The sequence below is a fragment of the uncultured Thiodictyon sp. genome, assembly GCF_903946935.1.
Taxonomy (GTDB): domain Bacteria; phylum Pseudomonadota; class Gammaproteobacteria; order Chromatiales; family Chromatiaceae; genus Thiodictyon.
In genome coordinates this window covers 21120-39403 of sequence record NZ_CAJAXH010000316.1, presented here as the reverse complement: position 1 = coordinate 39403, position 18284 = coordinate 21120, and the positions used below count along the sequence as shown (strand labels likewise).

The following is an 18284-nucleotide window of genomic DNA, read 5'->3' as shown; positions in this document are numbered from 1 at the left end:
AGACATTCCGTCCTACCCAGTCAATCCATTTCCCCCCAATTATGTTAGTTGCCAGGTCAAGAACACGGGCGATCGTCGTCGGCGCCGAAGTCCACGACGACCGGGGCGACTGGCCCGCCGGCACCCCGGTGGTCACCGCGACGCGCCGCCACCCCCCTACTTTTTCGATCGATAGCGCAACATCAACGCCATGAACCCCGGGCACTCAGACCCTCCGAACCACGGCGCCGCGACCGACGGGCGGGAGACCGACCGCTGGACGGTCGCGGACCTCATCGACCTGGAGTATTACCTCGGCGAGGACGAGGACGCACTGCGCACCGACCCGTCGGCCCGCAACGCGCTGACTGAGCGTGACCGCACACTTTATCTCGAGCGGATCGCCCCGGCCATCGGCACCACCGCGCCCCATACCACGGGCCACCGGCGCCTGAGCCTGCGGCGGTGGCTGCACGAGCGCCGTGCCGCGGAACCCCCGGAACAGCGGCTGCTGTTGCCCGGCAGCACCTTCACTCAAGCCCAGCGACTCACCATGCTGGGCCTGGCCGTCATCGGGGTCCTGATCGGCAGCGGCGCGGCCTCCGCCTTGTTGAGCTACGACGGCCAGCGCCCCATCAATGTGGCCTGGTATCTCTTCTTATTGGTCTTTGTGCAGTTCCTGCTGATCGGCGGGGCCACGCTCGGCTGGCTGGTCCGCCGCTCCCGACCGGTCGACCGCATGAGCCAGGACCTGACCCTGCTCGGGCGGCTGATCCGACCCCTGATCACCCGGGTCAGCCACTGGCTGTTGCGCCAACACCTCGCGGCCACACGCCAGGAGGTCACCGACCGGACGGCCAGCCAGGTCGGTCGTCTGCGGTCCCAATATGTACTCTATGGTCCGGTCGCCTTCCTGCCCATGCTGATCCCGGCTCAGGTGTTCGGGGTGGCCTTCAATGTCGGCGTGATCTTAACGACGATCGCCCTGGAGTCGTTCACGGACCTCGCCTTTGGCTGGGGCACCGCCTTGGACCTCACCCCGGCATTCATCCATGACTTGGCCCGCGCCATCGCCTGGCCCTGGCGCTGGCTGTTCGGCGAGGGGATCGGCTATCCGACCGTGGAGCAGGTCGCGGGCTCCCGCAGCCTCCTGAAGGACCCGCTGTTCGTGCTCAACGCCGCCCATCTGCGCTCGTGGCGCTGGTTCCTGATGCTCGCCGTGTTCACCTATGGCCTGTTGCCACGGCTCCTGCTGCTCGGCGCCTCGCTGCTGGCCCAGCGGCGTTTGCTGGCACGGCTGCCCTTCACCCAAGGCCGCACCCAGGCACTTTACGCCCGACTGCTCACCCCGAAGGTGGCCATCGCCACCCACGGGGGCGGACATGGACCGGAGATGCCGATCCCGGCGCCCGTGACCCACCATGGTCCCCTGGCACGGCCCATCGCGGGGTCCGCGACTCGGGCCGCGGCCGCACCAGTGCCGATGACACCACCGCCGAGCGAGGCCCGCGAGGTCGCACCCGAATCCGCTGCGGGGCCTGAGGCCGAAGCGATCGAGCATCCAGGCACGCCCCTGCCCGTGGCAGTCGCCATCCCCAGCGCAGCACCCCCGGCAGAACCGCCACCGCCGGCCCACGCGGTGATATCGGCGTATGACCTTGACCGTCACTCCGGCCGGGACGCCGGAATCCAGGCCACGGACGGCAATCTCTCAGCGGGTATGGACGCGCAGAATAGAGGGCAAGGCCGGGACGACGATCAAGGCCCGGCGCATGATCGCAGCGTTGAGCCGGTTACGGGAGACTGGGCGAAGCGGCCGCCCCAACCCCAAACCGCCGCGATCCCCGACCACGCCACTGGGCCGACCGTCGCACCAGAGCCCGAGCGGATACCGGCGCCCACACTCGAGCCAGCGCTGGAACCGGAACCCGAACCGGTGCCTGAGCCCGAACCGGAACCCGAACCGACGCCTGAGCCGGAACCTGAACCGGCGCCTGAGCCAGCGCCCGCACCGGAACCCTTGGCAATTGGCGGCGGCGAGGTACCCGGCGGCATCGCCGCCGCGGCCTGCCTGCTCCTGGTTCAGCTCGACGTGGACGAACTGATCGAGGCGGCCGACCGACCCCGCCTGGCGGAGTTGGTCCATGCGCTCACCGGCTGGCAGGTTGCCGCGTCCGCCTCCTTCGGCTCCGGCAGCGCCATGACCGCGGGCGTGGTGGACTGGGTGGAGGGCCAACGCTGGCAGGACCCACCGGCGCGGGTCGCGCTCATCATGGACGGGTCGCAACCGCCGATCACCGAGAACCTGCGCTTCTTGCGTGAACTGCGCGCGGCCGCCGGCACCCAGGCCCAGATCCTGCTGGCCCTGGTGGGCGACCCCCAGGACGACGACCCCCTGCCCCCGATCCGTGCCTTCGACTTCACCGATTGGCGGCGCAAGATCGACCAACTGGTCGATCCCTATCTGCGTCTGGAACCCTTGACCCCCGCAGACGGCGCAGGAGAGGCATGATGGCGCTTGAGATCGATATCCCCCGACTGGCGATCATGGGACACCCCAACGCCGGTAAGTCCTCGGTGGTCGCGACCCTCACCGAGAACGACCGCATCGCCATCGACAAGCGGGCCGGCACCACCACCGAGTCAGACTTTTACCCGGTGATCATCGACGGCCAGACGGTCATCGAGTTCATCGACACCCCGGGCTTTCAGAACCCCAGCGCGATCCTGGAGTGGTTTCAGGCGCATGGGGACCTGCCGGACCTGGCCGGGGCCTTCGTCCAGGCCCATCGCGACGACCCCTTGTTTGCCCACGACTGCGCCCTGCTCGCGCCGGTTGGCGCCGGGGCCGGGATCATCCTGGTGGTGGATGGATCAAAGCGCATCAAGGAGAAGGACCGGATCGAGATCGAGCTGCTGCGCCTCACCGCCCGCCCGCGCATGGCGATCCTGAACAACCTCACCAATCAGCCGCGCCACCTGCACCAATGGCAGGACGCACTCAACAAGGCGTTCAACTCGGTGCGCGAGTTCAATGCCCATCGCGCCACCTATGCCGAACGCATCAAGCTCCTGAGCGCACTGAAAAACATCGATCAGCGCTGGGAGCCCCGGCTGGAGCAGACGATCGACGCCTTCGCGCGCGACTGGGAGCGTCGCACCGACCAGGCCGCCACGACCATCCTGGAGCTCTTGCGGGAGAGCCTCGGTTACCGCTACAGCCAGTGCATCAAGAACAGCCTGTTGGTCTTCAAGAGCGGCCAGGCGCGGGCCAAGGCCCAGGTCATGCAGTCCTTCGGCGACGGTCTGCGCGCCTTGGAGGCGAAGGCCCAGGGACAAATCCGGGCCAACTTCCGCCACAATGTCTGGAACCTGGCGCCGGACTCGATCCTCGGCCAGGACCTGCTGTCGGAGGAGGTCAACAAGGCGCTGGGGATCTCCCGCAGTCAGCTTGCCCTGGCGGGAATCGCCGCGGGGGCCGCCTCCGGGGCCACCATCGATCTGGCCACCGCCGGGACTTCGCTCGGTGCAGCGGCCTTCCTCGGGGCCGCCGCCGGCGGCGCCTTGGGCTATATGGGCGGACGCGCCCTGGCCAAACTCGATATTGAAAAGGACGCCGGCACCCAGCGTTTCACCGTGGGCCCGGTGGCCAACCCCAAGTTCCCGTTTATACTGCTTGATCGGATCATCCTGTACAGTGCCCGGGCGATGAACTGGTCGCACGGACGCCAGGCGGCCGATGAGGATGCGCCGGATCGGGTAGCGGACAAGGAGATTACTGCCAAGGGCTTTACCGAGGCATTGAGTCTGCCGCAGCAGCGGGAATTGGCGCGCTTTTTCAGCGCCGCCCGGCGTGGCAAATTCTATGACCGGGAAGACAGTTGCCGGGAGCTCATCAAGGGGATACTGCGCGACGTGGCGGAGGCCCGCATCGACAGCCGCGCCAATCTGTGAACAATGTCGAGGCGCCAGCGGCGCCGACCTGATAATAAGAGGAATTTTCGATGAGATATGCCGCAAAGAGAACCTGGCCCGACCGTCCGAAGGCCTGGGAGCACCAGGGCGAGGCCGAGACCATCGAGGCCTTTGCACTCACCTTCGCCGCCGAGCACGGGCTCGGGGTGGGCAGCGAATTCGAGGTGCTCGACAAGGACTCGGACGACGCTGCATTGGTACCCTTCCGGGTCGTCTGCACCATCCCCTATACCCTGGGACCCGTCGAGTCACACGCCGATGCGCAAGCCGGAGCGCAAGCCGCCCCCCCGTCTGCTGCGCCGCCATTCGCGGGTGCCGCCATGTCATTCGGCTTTTACATGTTCAAGGTCACTGGGCTCACCGTGGCAGTCATGGTCGCCATCATCATTGTCCTCAAATATTTTGGCCTGACCGGCGAACCAGGCTAACCAACGCAGGCCCAATCTTCAAGAACCGCAGCGCCCGCCGCGACGCCGAACTCAGTCATGGTTTTCTGCGCCGTGCGGGCGGGGTTCGGCTCAACGCTCAGGCCGACCTCCCCGCGACACAGGGTGGGGTAGCCGTGAGTCGAGGTGGGCCGCCTCGGCAGTGCCCCGGTTGATCGCCACCAGCGGGCCAACGGCCTGGAAATCGACCCCAAGCATCTCACCCAGTGCGCTGCGTTCGGCCAACCAGGGAAGGGCCCGGGCCGCACCCGCCATCCCTCCCGCGATCAAACCCAGCGCCAACGCGCTCCAAGAACTCGGCCTCGCGCCCGACTCTCCCGACTCTATGGATACACCGCGGATACACCGCCACGGCGCACGAGGGTCAACCGGACTCACGCCAGCGACCGCACCCGCCAATACCATCCCGCTATACTATTGTTTTTTATGGCTTATATTCCGAATGGATCCCGCTGCCAGATTTTTTCGGGTTGAGGTGTATCTTCTGCTTGACAATCTTCTGTGTCAGGCTAGAATGACACCCATCGAACGGCACTGACGAAACGCCACCGGGCCAGACGCCAGGCAGCCAACCCAGATTCGCGGCATCTGCCACGATACCCCGCCGCCGAATAATCGGCAGCGGATGTTGCTAACCCCTACGGAGGTCTATTATGACGCCTGACCAAGCAAAAGAGTTTCATGAGCAGTTCAAGGTGACCTACAGCGCGTTCGTCGGCTTGGCCGCCGTTGCGCACCTGCTGGTCTTCGCCTCCAAGCCCTGGTTCTGAAGCCTAGCTTCAGGAACGCTCTGACTCTTACTTAGAGGTAAAACAAATGCAAACTCCTTTCCATCGCTCGCCTTGGGCATACGATGCGGCCGGTCAAGACTACCTGATTTGGCAGGTCATCAATCCCTCCACCTTCCTGATGCCGATGTTCATCGCCCTGACCATTCTGGCCATCGCGGTTCACACGGTTGCCTTCTCGATTCCTGGTCGCGCCTGGACCAACCACAAGGCCGCTCCGGTCGCCGTGGAAGCTCCTGCCGTCGCCGCCACTCCGGCTGGCTGAACGCGTCGGTAGCGGCGGTATCCGCCACGCCGAACGATAATGGCAAAGCGGCATAGTCCAGATAACCGACCAGAGGCAAAACCGATGGCGGAACCCAGAATGGCCGATCCACGCCCGGCTGCGCCAAAAATGGCAGCGCCCGCGCCGAAGCAGGCCGAAACGAAGGTGAGAGAAATGACTCCCGACCAAGCAAAAGAATTTCATGAGCAGTTCAAGGTGACCTACAGCGCATTCGTCGGCCTGGCCGCCGTTGCGCACCTGTTGGTGTTCGCCTCCAAGCCCTGGTTTTAAACTGAATTCTCTGAGGTAACTCAAATGGCCCAAAACATCGCAAAGCCGAAGAACCCCGATGACGATTGGAAGATTTGGCTGGTTGTCAATCCTTCCACGTGGTTGATGCCCTGGTTCCTGACCGTGCTCGTGGTCGCCATCGCGGTCCACCTGTTCGTGCTGTCGCTGCCTGGCTTCGCCTGGAAGTAATGCACCGCAGCGCGGTTGGCCATTAGGGATGATGGCCTCTGAGTTGGCGAAAAAGGACTGGTAATTTTACTTGTCGAAACGGATTCATTTTAATCCGTAACAGATAGTAAGCGCTGGCTCAATGTCGGCCCGTCTAATGTCTCAACGGTGATCTATTAAGGTCCCGGTGAGTTCACTAGACGGGCCGATGTCATTTCTGGGTATCCGCGGATTCATCCGCTCATCCGCATGCCCTGCCAGCTCTCAGCGGCTTCGGCGAGTCATTCAACTCCTCCCGGGAATTGCTCACGCCAAGGCGCCAAGAAATACAATCGGGTAGAGTCACTATCCAATCACCCTCCGGGGAACTGGCGCAATACTGATAACGCACTGAAAAGCCTTGGCGAGCTTGGCGCCTTGGCGTGACAACTACTCTTTAGGCTAAGGCCATGCCAGCAAGATCAGGCACCTCCCCGGCCTGACTTTCACGCGCCACATAAGCCAAATCAGTTTGGACGCAACGCTGTGCCAGCGACCGATGCGGCGCGCTACCCCGTGCCCGCATAACACAGGGCTCTAGCTGAACGCGATCCAGAGTAACTAAAACCGTCGCGGCCGGGGGCCGCTCCTACGGCGTAGGAGCGGCCCCCGCCGCGACGCGAGCCTGAGAATGGTGTCATCCCCGCAGCGGCGCCCAGCTCACGCCTGATCGACTCTCCAAAAGATCAGGACGCAATCTATCACGGCATCTGATCGAGACGAATGCGGACATCGCCCATGGCAGGACGCGCCGTCGCACGCAGGGCCAGCGGCAGGATCACCGGTAGTGAAACGAGTAGCAGAAGGATCTCGGTGCTATACACGAAGCCATAACCGATGGACGACGCACCGATCGCCAAACCGAATGAATCGTGGTGGGCAGCCAATCCAGCGACCACATCCTTGAGCGCACCGCCCACCGCGATCGCCGCGCCGGACGCCGTCGCCTGCACCGCACCCCAGGCGCCCAGCGCCAGCCCTCGGTGCTCACGTTCGGCCAGGGCCATCGCCGCAATCAGGGTGCCGACCGAGAACAGCCCCCCACCGAAGCCGATCAGTCCGGCCCCGGTTCGGAACACCCAGGCCGAATCCAAGGCGGCCGCGGCAATGACTGCGGCAAAGGCGAAGAGCCCTGCCAACACGCCTAACGAGGCCACACGGTAAGGGTCGCCGCCGCGTCCCAGGAAACGCCCGGCCAGACCAAAGGCCAGGAGTGTTCCGCCGGCCATGATGGCCGTAAGGGCCGTAGTATTGGCCACGCTCAGGTGCAGCACCTGACCGCCAAAGGGCTCCAACAGAATATCCTGCATACTGAATCCAGCGGTCCCCAGGCCCACTACGATGAGTAGCCGACCCGACTGCCCGCCTTGGATGAAGTCGCGCCAGGCCTCGCCGAAGGGCGGACGTTCCTCGGCTTGCGCCGCGCGCTTGAGATCCACGGCCTCCTGCTTCCACAGGGCGATCAGATTGAAGACGATGGTGGCGACTGCCGCGCCCTGCACCACCGAGATTAATTTGCCTTGGTCGAAATCCTCCAGCAACCGACCAAAGAGTAGCGCGCTCACCACCATACCGACCAACAGCGTGACATACAGCAGCGCGACCACGCGCGGCCGGGCGTCTTCCGGCGCCAGGTCGGTGGCCAGGGCCAGCCCGGCAGTCTGGGTGGTGTGCAGCCCGGCACCCACCAGCAGGAAGGCCAAGGCACTGAATATTTGACCCAACACATGCAGCTTGTTGACGTCGTCCGACAACAAGACCAGGGCAAAGGGCATGATGGCAAAGCCGCCGAACTGGAGCAGGCTACCCATCCAGAGATAGGGCACCCGCCGCAAACCGAAGGCCGAGTGGTGGTAATCCGAGCGATGCCCGATCAGCGCGCGCAGCGGCGCAAAGACCAGCGGTAAGGATACCATCAGGGCGACCAGCCAGGCCGAGACGCCCATTTCGACCACTAACACCCGGTTGAGGGTGCCATTGAGCAGGACGATCGCCATGCCCACTGAGACCTGAAAGAGTGAAAGCCGCAGCAGGCGCTTGAGCGGCAGGTCGGCGCTCGCCACATCGGCGAACGGGAGAAAGCGCGTCAGGAGTTCGTTCCAGGCGCGGGCGTAAGCGTCTCTTTGATTCATGAAGGAATGATCGTGGTAGGACAGTTGCCAACAGGGGTTCCGCATCCCTGAGCACCGGGGCTGGTTCGGCGCTACGGGTGTGGTTCGGCGCTACGGGTGTGGTCAGCGGGTCGCGATGGGCGCCAAAGCACCGAGGGAGCGGGGCCGAAAGACGCCAGGTCCCGGTATGGCTCCGGTCACCTAACGATGAATGCCTATTGTACGACGATCCATCGGCTGGGGCGCGGTCGTTGTCGCGGTTGACGGCCCCCCACGACCGTGGCATCGCCACCCTACCCCACCCGCGCACAAATTCCGCGGGCGGCCGGGAGACGCTGACCGAGCAGCGTCACCCCCGACCGCTTTAGTCCAACGAACCCGCTTAGAGCAGGCTCATCCTGGAGTTGACATTGTCATTCGCAACGCGCCCATGCACATAGACCCCGGCGAGATGGAGCAGGACCAGCGCCAAGACCAGCAAACCGATCTGGCTGTGATACTGGAACAGCGTCGTGGCCCACGGCTCATGCGTGCCCAAGAGGCTCGTGCCCGGCAGGTTCCAGTTGAAGAACTGCACCGGCTTCCCGGCGAACGACGTTGCCAGCACGCCGAGGATCGGCATGACGATCAGCGCCACGAGCGTGAGCCAATGAACGATCTTGCCCAAGAACCGCACCAGCAAGGGCTGCTGCGGATCGTAAGGCGGAACCCCGTCACGCCGACGCATGCGCAGGATCAAGATCGCCCCAATCAGGACGACGAGGCCGAAACTCTTGTGGTACTTAAGGAGCATGCCGGTCGTGTCTTCCCCGAACCACTTTTGAGTACCGTCAACACCAAGGAAAAAGAACAGCATACCGACAGCCAGCAGGCCCAGGGTGGACAGGGCCACGACCCAATGCAAGATGCGGCGGAGAAAGCCATAGCGATTAGTCTGCATAAAATACCCCCAGAATATGGTGAACCGCGGGTCTGAAATCGACCCTTGATAAGGCTAGCACGACTTGCAGTCCCGTTGCAGCTCCGTTTGACGAACCGCGCCTGGATCTGTTTCACTTGCCGGGTTGCGTGCGGCCCACAAGAGGTCTCGTAACCGTCCACGGGTCGGGCATTGGCAGGCTCCCAGAGCGATAGCCCGCCGCTGGCGCTTGGCTGTTTTCCCGAGCCGACGCAGGCACCAGTAGTGCCACAATCCTACTATCCAGGGCGCCGCCGCATAACCTAGGTTGGCGCTATGTTATGCGAGATCCGGCCGCCCTTGCGCCGCCGCCCCGATGGACTCCCCCGGCGATGCGTCGATGGTGCTATTCAATCGCCTTCATTGATCCGCGGCTATGCGATGGCGCCGCCGCGAGGCAATGAACGCGCCAGGACGCACGGCACGACCCGCTCAGTGCTCCCCTTTGGTGCGCAGGAGTCCCGCCAGGCGGTTGCCCTGCTTCTGGGGTCCCCCGCGCGGAAACAGACGATGCAGCGACGCGCTCTCCCCTGCCCCAGCCGTCCAGACCCGCCGGAAATGCTTGATCATCTCCCGCACCGAGGCCTGGGTGCCGGTGCGGGTGAAATGCGCGCGCAGATACCGCACCACGTCCCAATGGGCGTCGGTCAGGGGCAGGCCCTCGGCGGCGGCCTGGGCCCGGACGAAGGACTCGGACCAATCGGCCGGATTGACCAGGTAGCCCTCACTGTCGGTCTCTACCTCCCGGCCATCGACCCGCAGGCGGCGCCGCTGCATTCCCGGGTAGGCATTGCTGCCAACGGGGAGGCGACCGGCCGCGCCTTGGGCGTCGTCGCTGGACTGGGTGATGGACCAAAGTTCGATGGGGATCTCACCGACCAACGGCCCCTGGTAACGCTCTCGACCATCCACCAGGACCGTGCCGCTGGCAGGTGGTAGATCGAAGTGCGCGCACCCCGACCGGTCGGTGAGGACGGGCGGGGTGGCCTGATCCGCCGCGTCCAGGCGCAGGGCGACCGGCATACGTTTCACGGGCGAACGATCGAGTTTCATTGTGACTTTAACGGTAAGCATTTTGGCCTCCGGTATCGGTGGGCGCAGCGACCGACGGCGGCGCACACACGTCAAGCCCTTGCAGTTGACTCCACCGCACCAAGCCACTCCTTGATCCGGGTCAAGCGCGTCCGGTGCTCGGCGCCGTTCGGTCATCGCTGGCGACTCACGGGCGAGGTATGCGCCCCGCCCGGAACCTTATGAGGTTGCCACTCAAGGCACGGGGACCAGGCGCGCATCCGTCGGCAAGGTCCGCACGATCGGCCCGCGGGCGCGCAGGCCGGCAGGCAACCGAGCCCGTGCCGCCAGCGCCTGCGCGCGCGTCGGATAACGGCCCAAGAGTGCCGGATACCAGCCGCCGGACGCCGACTCCAGGGTACTCACCTGTCCCTCAATGCCAAAGCGGCGGGCGAAGGGCGCCAGCCGCGCCGGGTCGCGAACGCTGACGAGTTGGATGACGTAGCGTCCCTGGTCGGGGACCACCGAGGACGGCGCCGGAGCCTCGGCAGGCGTGTCGGTCGGCGCTAGCCGTCGCTCATCCGCCCTCCCCTGCGCAGCGGCCACCGATGCCGGAACGGGCCGCGCCTCATCAACCACTGCGGTGGCCGGGCGGTCGGCCGGAGCATGAACCGCTATCGGCGCCGGTACCGGAACCGACTCCCCGCCCGGCCACCGCAGTGCGCCATGATCCGCGATCTGGTGCAGGATGACCAAGGCCGCCAGGATCAACCCGGCCAATGCGAGGCGCCAACCGAGCCGGCTCAGGGCCACTGGCGGCCGCTCCCCTTGGGCCAGCAGTTGGCTGTAAATAGGCTGGCCGCCCAGGCACTCGGCGGTAAAGGTGGCACTGATGCAGGTCAGGATGATCGGCAGCCCCAGGGGTAGGGCACCGGTCAACTCGATCACCAGGACGATGCCGGTCAGGGGGGCGCGCACCGTCGCCGCAAAGAGTGCCCCCATCGCGGCCACCGCAAAGACCCCAGGCGCCAGCGCGTACCCTGGCACCAAGATCCCCGCCAGGCGATCGAAGGCCGCCCCGGCAATCGTGCCCAAGGCCAGGAGGGGGGCGAAGATCCCGCCCGGCAGCCCCGCCCCATAGCTGCCCACCGTGGTCAGCAGGCGTATCGCCAGCAGCAACACCAGGGACCAGGGCCCCACGGGGCTCTGGAGCAGCGACTCGACCAGGGTTTCCCCACCGCCGACCGCTTGCGGCATCCACCAGAGCAAGGCGCCCAGGGCCAGCCCCAGCGCAGCGGCCACCAGGTAGGCATGGTCCAGTTGCAGAAGCCGAAAGCGCCGCAGCGAACCCAGGAGCAGCCGGTTGAAGAGCACCCCCAGGGCGCCGATCAGCAAGCCCAATACCACGAACGCCGGGAGTGCCGCCAGTGGCGCAGGGTCCAGGTCTTGAATCGGCAGGGCCGGACCCTGCCCCAGGAGCGAACCGCTGACAATCACCGCCAAGCAGCAGGCCAGGATGACCGCCTGAATGGAGGCGAAACTGTATGCGAAGTGCTCGCGCAGTTCTTCCGTGACAAAAACTATAGCCGCCAACGGGGCATTGAAGGCGGTGGCCAGCCCGGCCGCGGCCCCGACAGCGATCAGTGTCCGACCTTGCGCGGCGCTGAAGCGCCCTGCAACGGCGACGAGTTTCCCCAGTGCGCCGCCCAGGTGAACGGTAGGCCCCTCACGCCCCAGCACCAGCCCGGAGCCGACCGCCAACACCCCGGCAATGAACTTGGTCGGCAGTACGCGCTGCCAGCGCAGGTCGCGCCGACCGTCCAGGATCGCTTCCACCTCTTGGATACCACTGCCGGCGGCCTCCGGGGCAAAGCGTCGAACCATCCACATGGCGAGCGTCAGCACCATGGCGCCCAGGGCCATCAGGACCAGCCAGCCGGGCAGCGGGCCATCCGCCAGGACCGCGTGGAGCAGGTCCCGGCCCCGCTGGGCCTCGTCCAGCAAGGCGTGGAAGGCCGCGCCGACTAAACCGGCGAATGCACCGACCAGGGCCGCGGCCACAAGAAAGCGCCCCAAGGCCCCCTGCCGCACCACACAGTCAGGACTCACGGGACGCGGGGACGGCGGATCGTCCATGTTCAGCCGCCCCCGGATCGCCCGGCTGCCCCGACCTAACCGAACTTGCGCTTGTAGACGACCCAAATGGCCAGTAAGGCGAGCGGTACGATCACCAGGTAAACCGTCAACTGCTCCAATTCTTGCAGAGCAACCGCAACGGCGGCGAGGATGCCGCCCAGCAGCATGAAGGTCCAATTGAAATGGACCCCGGCGAGGAAGACGCTCAGGGCGAGGACCAGCAGGGTGTAGTCCGCGGCCGGACCACGATCCGTCATGCCACTGCTCTCGAACAGGAGGACGATCTGGATCGCAACCAGGGCGCCCAGCCAATGGAAGACCTGGGACCGGACCATGGGCCATACAGGCCCGCCCTGATCTTTGGCCTGGAACCAACTCCGCGCGACGCTGACCAGGCCATAGACCAGGACCAGGGCCAGCCAATAGAGACGGCCGCCGCTGTCCTCCGCTTGGGAGACGGCAGCGCCGCCGATGGCAAGGACTAACAGACCGACAAAGATCCAAAAATCGGCGTGCGGGACCTCAGCACCGAGGCGTGCCAAGGTTGAGGCCCCGGGGTGGCCCCCCGCGCCCGACCGCGTTGTGTTCTCCGACATGGGTATGCCCTCAGTTGGATGACTTGGTGGTCGCCCGCCGCGGCGGACGCCGGTCGCTCAGTCGATCAGTCGGCGGCCCGCAGGGCAAGGAGACCTAGATCGGGTTAGCCCGACCAAGACGCCCGCTCGATTGGATGACTGGGTGCAAGGCGATTGTAGGACGGAGCGCAGGTGCAATGGAAAAGAAATCGAGCACAGCTGCAGGGTGTAACGGGTGGTGCTGGAGACCAAATGCTCCAAGAGGGAAACCGACGGAGGCCGAGCAGGATGGTCTTGATGCCCTACCTCCCCTTTCTGCCTGATATTGCCACGACTTGCCACGCCCTGAACCGCGGTCGGGCGGCCGCCCTACTACGAACCAACAAGGCCTTTCGGCTATGATTGCCACGTGGCAAACTTAGGGGCACGAGAATCGGATGATCGGCGAAACAAGAGTTGATATTGAGCATCGGGCTCAGGGCGGCGGTGGCGGTGATCGTCCTGACCAAGACCCGCTTGACTGGGCGGAGGTGGCGCTGCGGCAAATCGAGGACGAGCGCGGTCGCAATCCCGGCTACACACAACGCGATGTCGCGCAGAGATTGGGCGTGAATTACACGACCTTGTCGCACGGCTTACGTATGGTCAGGCGGCTGCGCGCGCCAGCCCGTGAGGCATTGCGGCGGGGGGACCTGACGCTCGGGCATGGCAAGGCGTTAGCGGCTATTGCCGGGGCCGAGCAAGACGCAATGGTCGAGCTGCTCGTACAGCGGGGTGCGTCAGTGCGCACAGCCGAGGAGGTCGCCGCAAGCCGGAACGGGCGGGGAGGCCGGGTTCTGGGGTTTGATCCGATGCGACTGGAAGAGCGGATTAGCGCAGTGGTCGGGGCGCCGGCGTTGATCGAGTGCAGACAGAACCAGCAGCGGGGACGGATTATCCTGACCTTTGCCGACCGGAATGCGCTTGAGGCGATACTCGGACGCCTTGGGATAGAACGGAGCTGAGACCTGCCCAGGGAAACACCCTGGGCAGGGATAGCGCACCCTTTCCGGGCGACCGCGAAGGGGCAGTGCAGAGGGGCAACAGCATGACTTTCCGTCTGCTGTCCGGCCCTTCGCAGAAGGTCGCAATTTTCAAAATAACTTCATATTTTCCAATATGTTGCATAACAATTGTCAGTTGACAATTGGCCTCCGCAAACAGGCCAAGCTACTTGGACGGCGCATAGTGACGTTCGACGATTGCAGTCAACGCGGCCACCACCTCCGCCGCGTCCGCCCCGCTCTTGGCGTCCACCTGGATCACCAACCCCCCTCGGCCATGCCGACGAACCACGGCACACACCTTACCGGTATCCTTTGCCGACACCGTCTCCAGGGTCGCCGTGGCCCTGATACCTTTCGGTTCTGCTGCCGCGCTGGTCAGTATCCGCACGAGGTCGGGCGCACTGGGTTTCTCCGGCCAAGCCGCAAGTTCCTGCGCCTTTTCGATCACCGCCGCGCGCGTTTTGCCACCCAGCAGCGGCTTGATCACCCGCGCCTGATTGACCGTGATTTCTCGCACGTCGCGTACAGCCGCCACCACTGCGGACTCCAGTCGCGCCAGGTCCAGATAGCGGCTCAACCAACCTTCCGAGCGTTCAAGATTCATCGCCATCTGCTTCTGGCTGCCTTCGTAATACAGGTCCAGCGCATGCAGATAATCCATCGCCCGCTCAAAATCGCTGAGGTCTAACCGATGTCGGTTCTCGATATCCGACAGCCGAAAGGCCTCCAGGTCAGTCAGTTCCCGCTCCTCGATCAGGAAGTCATATTTCAGGAACCGCGCCGTCCAATGCCGGCGCGCCCCGGAGATCACCTCGTATTCATGCCCACCGCCACCGACGATCCGCCGCACGATCGCCGGAAACTCCTGGCCGCCTTGCTGTCTGAAGCCCTCGATCAGGTCCCCACAGGATTCGGGTGACAGCAGATCGTAGCGACGGTTGTGACGCGCCCAGATACGGCAGCGATCGGGGTCCACGCGCCGCACCACCCGCGTAATCTTCTTCCCCGATGACACCTCCCAAATCGCCCCTTCACGCCCGGCCAGAATCCCAACGCTCGGTGCCGAGACCTGCCGTTGCGGCACGTCCGGCGACATCATCGGCGCCATTTCACTCGCCTTCACGGGGCCGCCCGCGAGCGCCTTGAACATTTCACCAGTAGAACCTTTAGCTGCCATGTACTTCCCCAGACCGAATTGATTACATGAGCCCTTGGGCGCGCAGCGCCTTGTGGTGGCTCGGCCAGGTCGCCCGCACGAGATTCAGGACCTCGGCATTCACCAGGTCAAACAGCATCGTCGCCCGGTTCAGGGTCTTTCTGTTTGCCGACGTCTTTTCCAGCTCGTAGACCGTTCTCATCATGACGCCCGCGTTGTCCACCGCGGCCGAGTCGTGCATCCGTGCCTGCATCAAATAACTGCCGAAGCTCGCCTGGAGATGATCCGCCAGTTGGATATGCACAGGTTTGCCTTCGTTCATCCGCGTCATCAGCACCTTGACGAACTTGGAGCGCACGATCCCCACCCGACGCTCGATCACATCCAGCGTCTCATTGAGCATCTGGATGAACGACACGGTGCTGTAAAAGTCCAGGAGCCCAAGCGACATCGGGATGATCAGCGCGTTGCTGGCGTACAAGGCGTTCAGGCTGATCATGCCGAGCGAGGGCGGTGGGTCGATCACCACCACGTCAAAGTTCACCGCAATCGTGTCGATCCCATCTTTCAGGCGGTCCAGCTTGGCGGTTCCCGCGGCCAGTGTGTATTCGGAGCGATACAGATGCAGATTGGCCGGCACCAGATAGACCCCATCAAAGTAGGTCGGACGCACCGCGTAGGCGAGATCGGTTCGATCCCCCTCCAGGTACGGCAGGAGCGTCTCGTCCGGCCCCACGTCCGCCTCCGGGACATAACCGAAGATCGCCGTCGCGGACGCCTGCGGATCACAATCCACCAGCAACACCCGCAGCCCCTGCCGCGCCAGGTATTGAGTCAGGTGAACCGCCGTCGTCGTCTTGCCCGACCCACCCTTGAAGGATTGGCACCCGATGACCACCGTTTCCTCATCCTCCGCGCGCCGCAGACGGGTGCCAAGCACATCACGCGCCGAGTTGATCTGGGCCAGGGTGTAGCCGACCCGTTTGCCGTTACGCCCGATCTCCGGGGTCGGGAGTCGTCCCTCCGCCTCCGCATCACGGATGGTCTGATCGCTGCGGCCAATCAACTCCGCCGCCTCACGCATCGCATAAAGGCGGGTATCGCGCTTCACATGGTCTGGCGCCAGGTTGTAATCCTTGAGTTGATCCCGCACCCCTTGGATACGACCCAGGAGGTCTTCGATCGATCGCTTCGCACGCATCAGCTTCGGCTCCCAAAAAATGGATTTGGCCTAATTAGAGCACTATCTTCACATTTGGCCAATCACGACTTGACGAAACCGGGTTCAGGTGTCTATCTTATGGGCTGAAATTTCACGTTTTTCCCAACATCCCATGCATGATGACTCACCCGACGGAGGCACCAGGGACCTGCAGCGCACCCTGGCACGTCTGGAGCGCCAGGCGCGGGAACGCACCGCCAAAAAGGAACCTGACGCACCCGCACCCCCGGCCGCCAACCCCCGCGGTCGGTCGGCGCGCCCCACCAGCAGCGGCGCCCCCGGACCGAAGGTCATCGCCGAGGCCAATGCCCGGCTGGAGCGTTTTCTGCGCGAGCGGGGGGTCGAACAGTTTGAACTCTTTCCCTCCGCCGAGTACCCGACGCCCTTGACCCGCCTGCCCCTCTTTCCCCCGATCCAACGCAGTACCGCCCGCGAGCTGGCCGCGGCGTCGGACTGGATTACCTTGGAGTCACGCTGGGACGGGGGAGGGGTGTTCAAGGCCGGACCAGCGCTGACGGTCTACGACGAAGACACCCTGTTCGGCCTGATGAACATGCGCCAGCAGGGCATGACCGGGCCCGCCGATCGCCTACCCATCGCCGCCCCACCGAGCATCGCCACCAGCGGACTGGCCCCGAGCAATCCGGTGCGCGTGCATGCGCTGTACTGCCTGATATCCCAACTCGAATCCGTGATTCAGGGCTACACGCCACCCCGCGGTTGGGGGGGGAGGGCGATCGCCAAGCGCCGCGAGAGCATGGACAACCTGGCCGCGATCACGCTCAAGTTTCAGAAGCCGAAGGGTGACAACGCCTTCCACGGCAAACCGGTTCAGCTGATCTTTATCGAGTATGTCGTGACCGCCGAGGACGCCTGTTACTACGTCCAGTTTCACCCCTTGATCTCGCAGTGGCTGGAGGAGTACCGCACCTTCCTGGACTTCGACATCCGCCGCCAGCTTTCCCCGTTGGGCAAGGCTATGCACCGCTCACTCGCCAGCCAACGCAGCAATCGGACCTTCTCCATTCCGCTCATCGAATTCTTCGCCAGCATCGGCGCCTTCGGCGAGCCGCGCGACCGCAAGCGCGAGGCCATCCAGCAGCTTGAGCGACTCAAGACACTTCAGTTCCTGGAACAATTTGCGATTACTGGAACCGGTCGCCGGACGCCTTGGGTATTGGAAGTCACCTTCCTGCACCAAACATAAGCCCCGTGGATCAGCCGTTGCGTCGCCCCTTTTCCCACGAAAGGCGCATGTTCCGACACCGGGTCAGCCCTGACCGCTCGCGACTCACGTCGCCACCGCCCATCTCTGCCAGGGGAATGACGCACCGTCTTCTTTCCCACGCTAGCGAGTGTGCGGACAGGCACTGAGCACCCAGACCTGCGTCTGCCCCCTGGAAAGGCCCTACGACCGTCCTCTTTCCCACGAATTTCCCCGCATCTTCTGTACAGTCTTTGTGCGGATGATCCGACGCGGACTGATAACCCACAAGATAGTTACGCTTTACCAGCCATCACTTTGTTTTTCCGGTTGCATTTTCCAGCCCACGTAGCACCCACCCCGCCGACATCAGCCCACGCGCCCGGCCAAGACATACGCCCCCGCCCTTCTCTTTCGCCCCCTGCCCCCATCCTGTTTTCCCCTCCCCACTGCCGCTTTTGCTGCCCACGCAGCCGTTGAGCGCACCCCCGACCAACGTCCCCACCACCTCAATCCTCTGCCCGCGAACCGATCAGGCCGTCATTGCTCGCCCCGCTCGCCACCCAGACCCGGCCCCTCGACCGCGGTTGAACGCCGCCCTCTTTCCCACAGTCATCGCCAAAACGGACGCCCCGATCAGCCCAATCTCAGTCAATCGTTCATCCCAAGCACCGACGAGCGCGGACTCTTCCCTCACCGCCTAGCACCGTCCCTTTTCCCACCAAACAGAAGCATTTATATATTTGACAATGCCTTATGGACGCGTCTTCCACGCCAAAGATCACGGGCTTCCCGCCGCGTCGGGCGCACCATCGAGCCTCGTAACCGCCCATGATCGCAACGAGAACCCAAGCAATCGGGGAATCCAGTCAATCGAGAAGGGCAGATTCCACCGTCCCTTTTCCCACGCAGCA

General features: G+C 64.3%; 16 protein-coding genes. 9 read left to right on the top strand and 7 right to left on the bottom strand.

Annotated elements, in window-relative coordinates; genetic code table 11:
- Positions 1-190: 190 nt before the first annotated feature.
- From QZX93_RS26805 to pufA (QZX93_RS26775), 7 genes are all read left to right on the top strand, one after another.
- The gene (locus QZX93_RS26805; protein WP_295389066.1) at positions 191-2491 is read left to right on the top strand and encodes a DUF2868 domain-containing protein; all 2301 of its coding nucleotides are present in this window, start codon (positions 191-193) and stop codon (positions 2489-2491) included.
- A complete protein-coding gene (locus tag QZX93_RS26800) occupies positions 2491-3933 on the top strand; it encodes a GTPase/DUF3482 domain-containing protein (protein WP_295389098.1) in 1443 nt (480 codons plus the stop codon). The genes QZX93_RS26805 and QZX93_RS26800 overlap by 1 nt, the downstream gene beginning before the upstream one ends.
- Before the next feature lie 50 nt (positions 3934-3983).
- Positions 3984-4382, top strand: a complete 399-nt coding sequence (locus QZX93_RS26795; protein WP_295389067.1) for a hypothetical protein — start codon at positions 3984-3986, stop codon at positions 4380-4382.
- 671 nt (positions 4383-5053) lie between these two features.
- Complete coding sequence (gene pufB / locus QZX93_RS26790; RefSeq protein ID WP_295389068.1) at positions 5054-5170, top strand: light-harvesting antenna LH1, beta subunit; 117 nt, start codon at positions 5054-5056, stop codon at positions 5168-5170.
- A 46-nt stretch (positions 5171-5216) separates the two neighbouring features.
- Positions 5217-5453, top strand: a complete 237-nt coding sequence (pufA, locus tag QZX93_RS26785; protein WP_295389069.1) for a light-harvesting antenna LH1, alpha subunit — start codon at positions 5217-5219, stop codon at positions 5451-5453.
- Between the two features lie 174 nt (positions 5454-5627).
- The gene (gene pufB, locus QZX93_RS26780; RefSeq protein WP_295389068.1) at positions 5628-5744 is read left to right on the top strand and encodes a light-harvesting antenna LH1, beta subunit; all 117 of its coding nucleotides are present in this window, start codon (positions 5628-5630) and stop codon (positions 5742-5744) included.
- 24 nt (positions 5745-5768) lie between these two features.
- Positions 5769-5933 carry a light-harvesting antenna LH1, alpha subunit gene (gene pufA, locus QZX93_RS26775; RefSeq protein WP_295389070.1) on the top strand — a complete coding sequence of 55 codons (165 nt, stop codon included), beginning with the start codon at positions 5769-5771 and terminating at the stop codon, positions 5931-5933.
- Positions 5934-6652: 719 nt separating this feature from the next.
- On the opposite strand, the gene QZX93_RS26770 is transcribed toward pufA (QZX93_RS26775), so the two are convergent.
- The 5 genes from QZX93_RS26770 to QZX93_RS26750 all read right to left on the bottom strand — a co-directional run bounded on the left by QZX93_RS26770 (position 6653) and on the right by QZX93_RS26750 (position 12763).
- A complete protein-coding gene (locus tag QZX93_RS26770; protein WP_295389071.1) occupies positions 6653-8083 on the bottom strand; it encodes a BCD family MFS transporter in 1431 nt (476 codons plus the stop codon).
- 361 nt (positions 8084-8444) lie between these two features.
- Positions 8445-9002, bottom strand: coding sequence for a cytochrome b/b6 domain-containing protein (locus tag QZX93_RS26765; RefSeq protein ID WP_295389072.1), 558 nt, complete (start codon positions 9000-9002; stop codon positions 8445-8447).
- A 450-nt stretch (positions 9003-9452) separates the two neighbouring features.
- The gene (locus QZX93_RS26760; protein ID WP_295389073.1) at positions 9453-10094 is read right to left on the bottom strand and encodes a TusE/DsrC/DsvC family sulfur relay protein; all 642 of its coding nucleotides are present in this window, start codon (positions 10092-10094) and stop codon (positions 9453-9455) included.
- 192 nt (positions 10095-10286) lie between these two features.
- Entirely contained in the window at positions 10287-12167 is a 1881-nt protein-coding gene (gene clcA / locus QZX93_RS26755; protein ID WP_295389074.1) for a H(+)/Cl(-) exchange transporter ClcA, read from the bottom strand.
- Positions 12168-12202: 35 nt separating this feature from the next.
- Positions 12203-12763: a DUF5368 family protein gene (locus QZX93_RS26750; RefSeq protein ID WP_295389075.1), complete on the bottom strand. Its 561-nt coding sequence runs from the start codon at positions 12761-12763 to the stop codon at positions 12203-12205.
- Between the two features lie 416 nt (positions 12764-13179).
- On the opposite strand from QZX93_RS26750, the gene QZX93_RS26745 reads away from it, so the two are divergent.
- Positions 13180-13746 carry a hypothetical protein gene (locus QZX93_RS26745; RefSeq protein WP_295389076.1) on the top strand — a complete coding sequence of 189 codons (567 nt, stop codon included), beginning with the start codon at positions 13180-13182 and terminating at the stop codon, positions 13744-13746.
- Between the two features lie 205 nt (positions 13747-13951).
- On the opposite strand, the gene QZX93_RS26740 is transcribed toward QZX93_RS26745, so the two are convergent.
- Together QZX93_RS26740 and QZX93_RS26735 are read right to left on the bottom strand one after the other, a co-directional pair.
- On the bottom strand, positions 13952-14938 hold the full coding sequence (locus QZX93_RS26740) for a ParB/RepB/Spo0J family partition protein (RefSeq protein WP_295389077.1): 987 nt from the start codon (positions 14936-14938) through the stop codon (positions 13952-13954).
- 49 nt (positions 14939-14987) lie between these two features.
- Positions 14988-16145 carry an AAA family ATPase gene (locus QZX93_RS26735; protein ID WP_295389078.1) on the bottom strand — a complete coding sequence of 386 codons (1158 nt, stop codon included), beginning with the start codon at positions 16143-16145 and terminating at the stop codon, positions 14988-14990.
- Between the two features lie 133 nt (positions 16146-16278).
- Here QZX93_RS26735 and QZX93_RS26730 point away from each other — a divergent pair, with 133 nt between their 5' ends.
- Entirely contained in the window at positions 16279-17373 is a 1095-nt protein-coding gene (locus tag QZX93_RS26730; protein WP_295389079.1) for a hypothetical protein, read from the top strand.
- The last annotated feature ends 911 nt before the right edge of the window (positions 17374-18284 follow it).

What these genes read in the sequence shown, in the direction of transcription:
- QZX93_RS26805 (WP_295389066.1), top strand. Translation starts at nt 191, where the DNA reads ATGAACCCCGGGCACTCAGACCCTCCGAACCACGGCGCCGCGACCGAC.
- QZX93_RS26800 (WP_295389098.1), top strand. Translation starts at nt 2,491, where the DNA reads ATGGCGCTTGAGATCGATATCCCCCGACTGGCGATCATGGGACACCCC.
- QZX93_RS26795 (WP_295389067.1), top strand. Translation starts at nt 3,984, where the DNA reads ATGAGATATGCCGCAAAGAGAACCTGGCCCGACCGTCCGAAGGCCTGG.
- pufB (WP_295389068.1), top strand. Translation starts at nt 5,054, where the DNA reads ATGACGCCTGACCAAGCAAAAGAGTTTCATGAGCAGTTCAAGGTGACC.
- pufA (WP_295389069.1), top strand. Translation starts at nt 5,217, where the DNA reads ATGCAAACTCCTTTCCATCGCTCGCCTTGGGCATACGATGCGGCCGGT.
- pufB (WP_295389068.1), top strand. Translation starts at nt 5,628, where the DNA reads ATGACTCCCGACCAAGCAAAAGAATTTCATGAGCAGTTCAAGGTGACC.
- pufA (WP_295389070.1), top strand. Translation starts at nt 5,769, where the DNA reads ATGGCCCAAAACATCGCAAAGCCGAAGAACCCCGATGACGATTGGAAG.
- QZX93_RS26770 (WP_295389071.1), bottom strand. Translation starts at nt 8,083, where the DNA reads ATGAATCAAAGAGACGCTTACGCCCGCGCCTGGAACGAACTCCTGACG.
- QZX93_RS26765 (WP_295389072.1), bottom strand. Translation starts at nt 9,002, where the DNA reads ATGCAGACTAATCGCTATGGCTTTCTCCGCCGCATCTTGCATTGGGTC.
- QZX93_RS26760 (WP_295389073.1), bottom strand. Translation starts at nt 10,094, where the DNA reads ATGCTTACCGTTAAAGTCACAATGAAACTCGATCGTTCGCCCGTGAAA.
- clcA (WP_295389074.1), bottom strand. Translation starts at nt 12,167, where the DNA reads ATGGACGATCCGCCGTCCCCGCGTCCCGTGAGTCCTGACTGTGTGGTG.
- QZX93_RS26750 (WP_295389075.1), bottom strand. Translation starts at nt 12,763, where the DNA reads ATGTCGGAGAACACAACGCGGTCGGGCGCGGGGGGCCACCCCGGGGCC.
- QZX93_RS26745 (WP_295389076.1), top strand. Translation starts at nt 13,180, where the DNA reads ATGATCGGCGAAACAAGAGTTGATATTGAGCATCGGGCTCAGGGCGGC.
- QZX93_RS26740 (WP_295389077.1), bottom strand. Translation starts at nt 14,938, where the DNA reads ATGTTCAAGGCGCTCGCGGGCGGCCCCGTGAAGGCGAGTGAAATGGCG.
- QZX93_RS26735 (WP_295389078.1), bottom strand. Translation starts at nt 16,145, where the DNA reads ATGCGTGCGAAGCGATCGATCGAAGACCTCCTGGGTCGTATCCAAGGG.
- QZX93_RS26730 (WP_295389079.1), top strand. Translation starts at nt 16,279, where the DNA reads ATGCATGATGACTCACCCGACGGAGGCACCAGGGACCTGCAGCGCACC.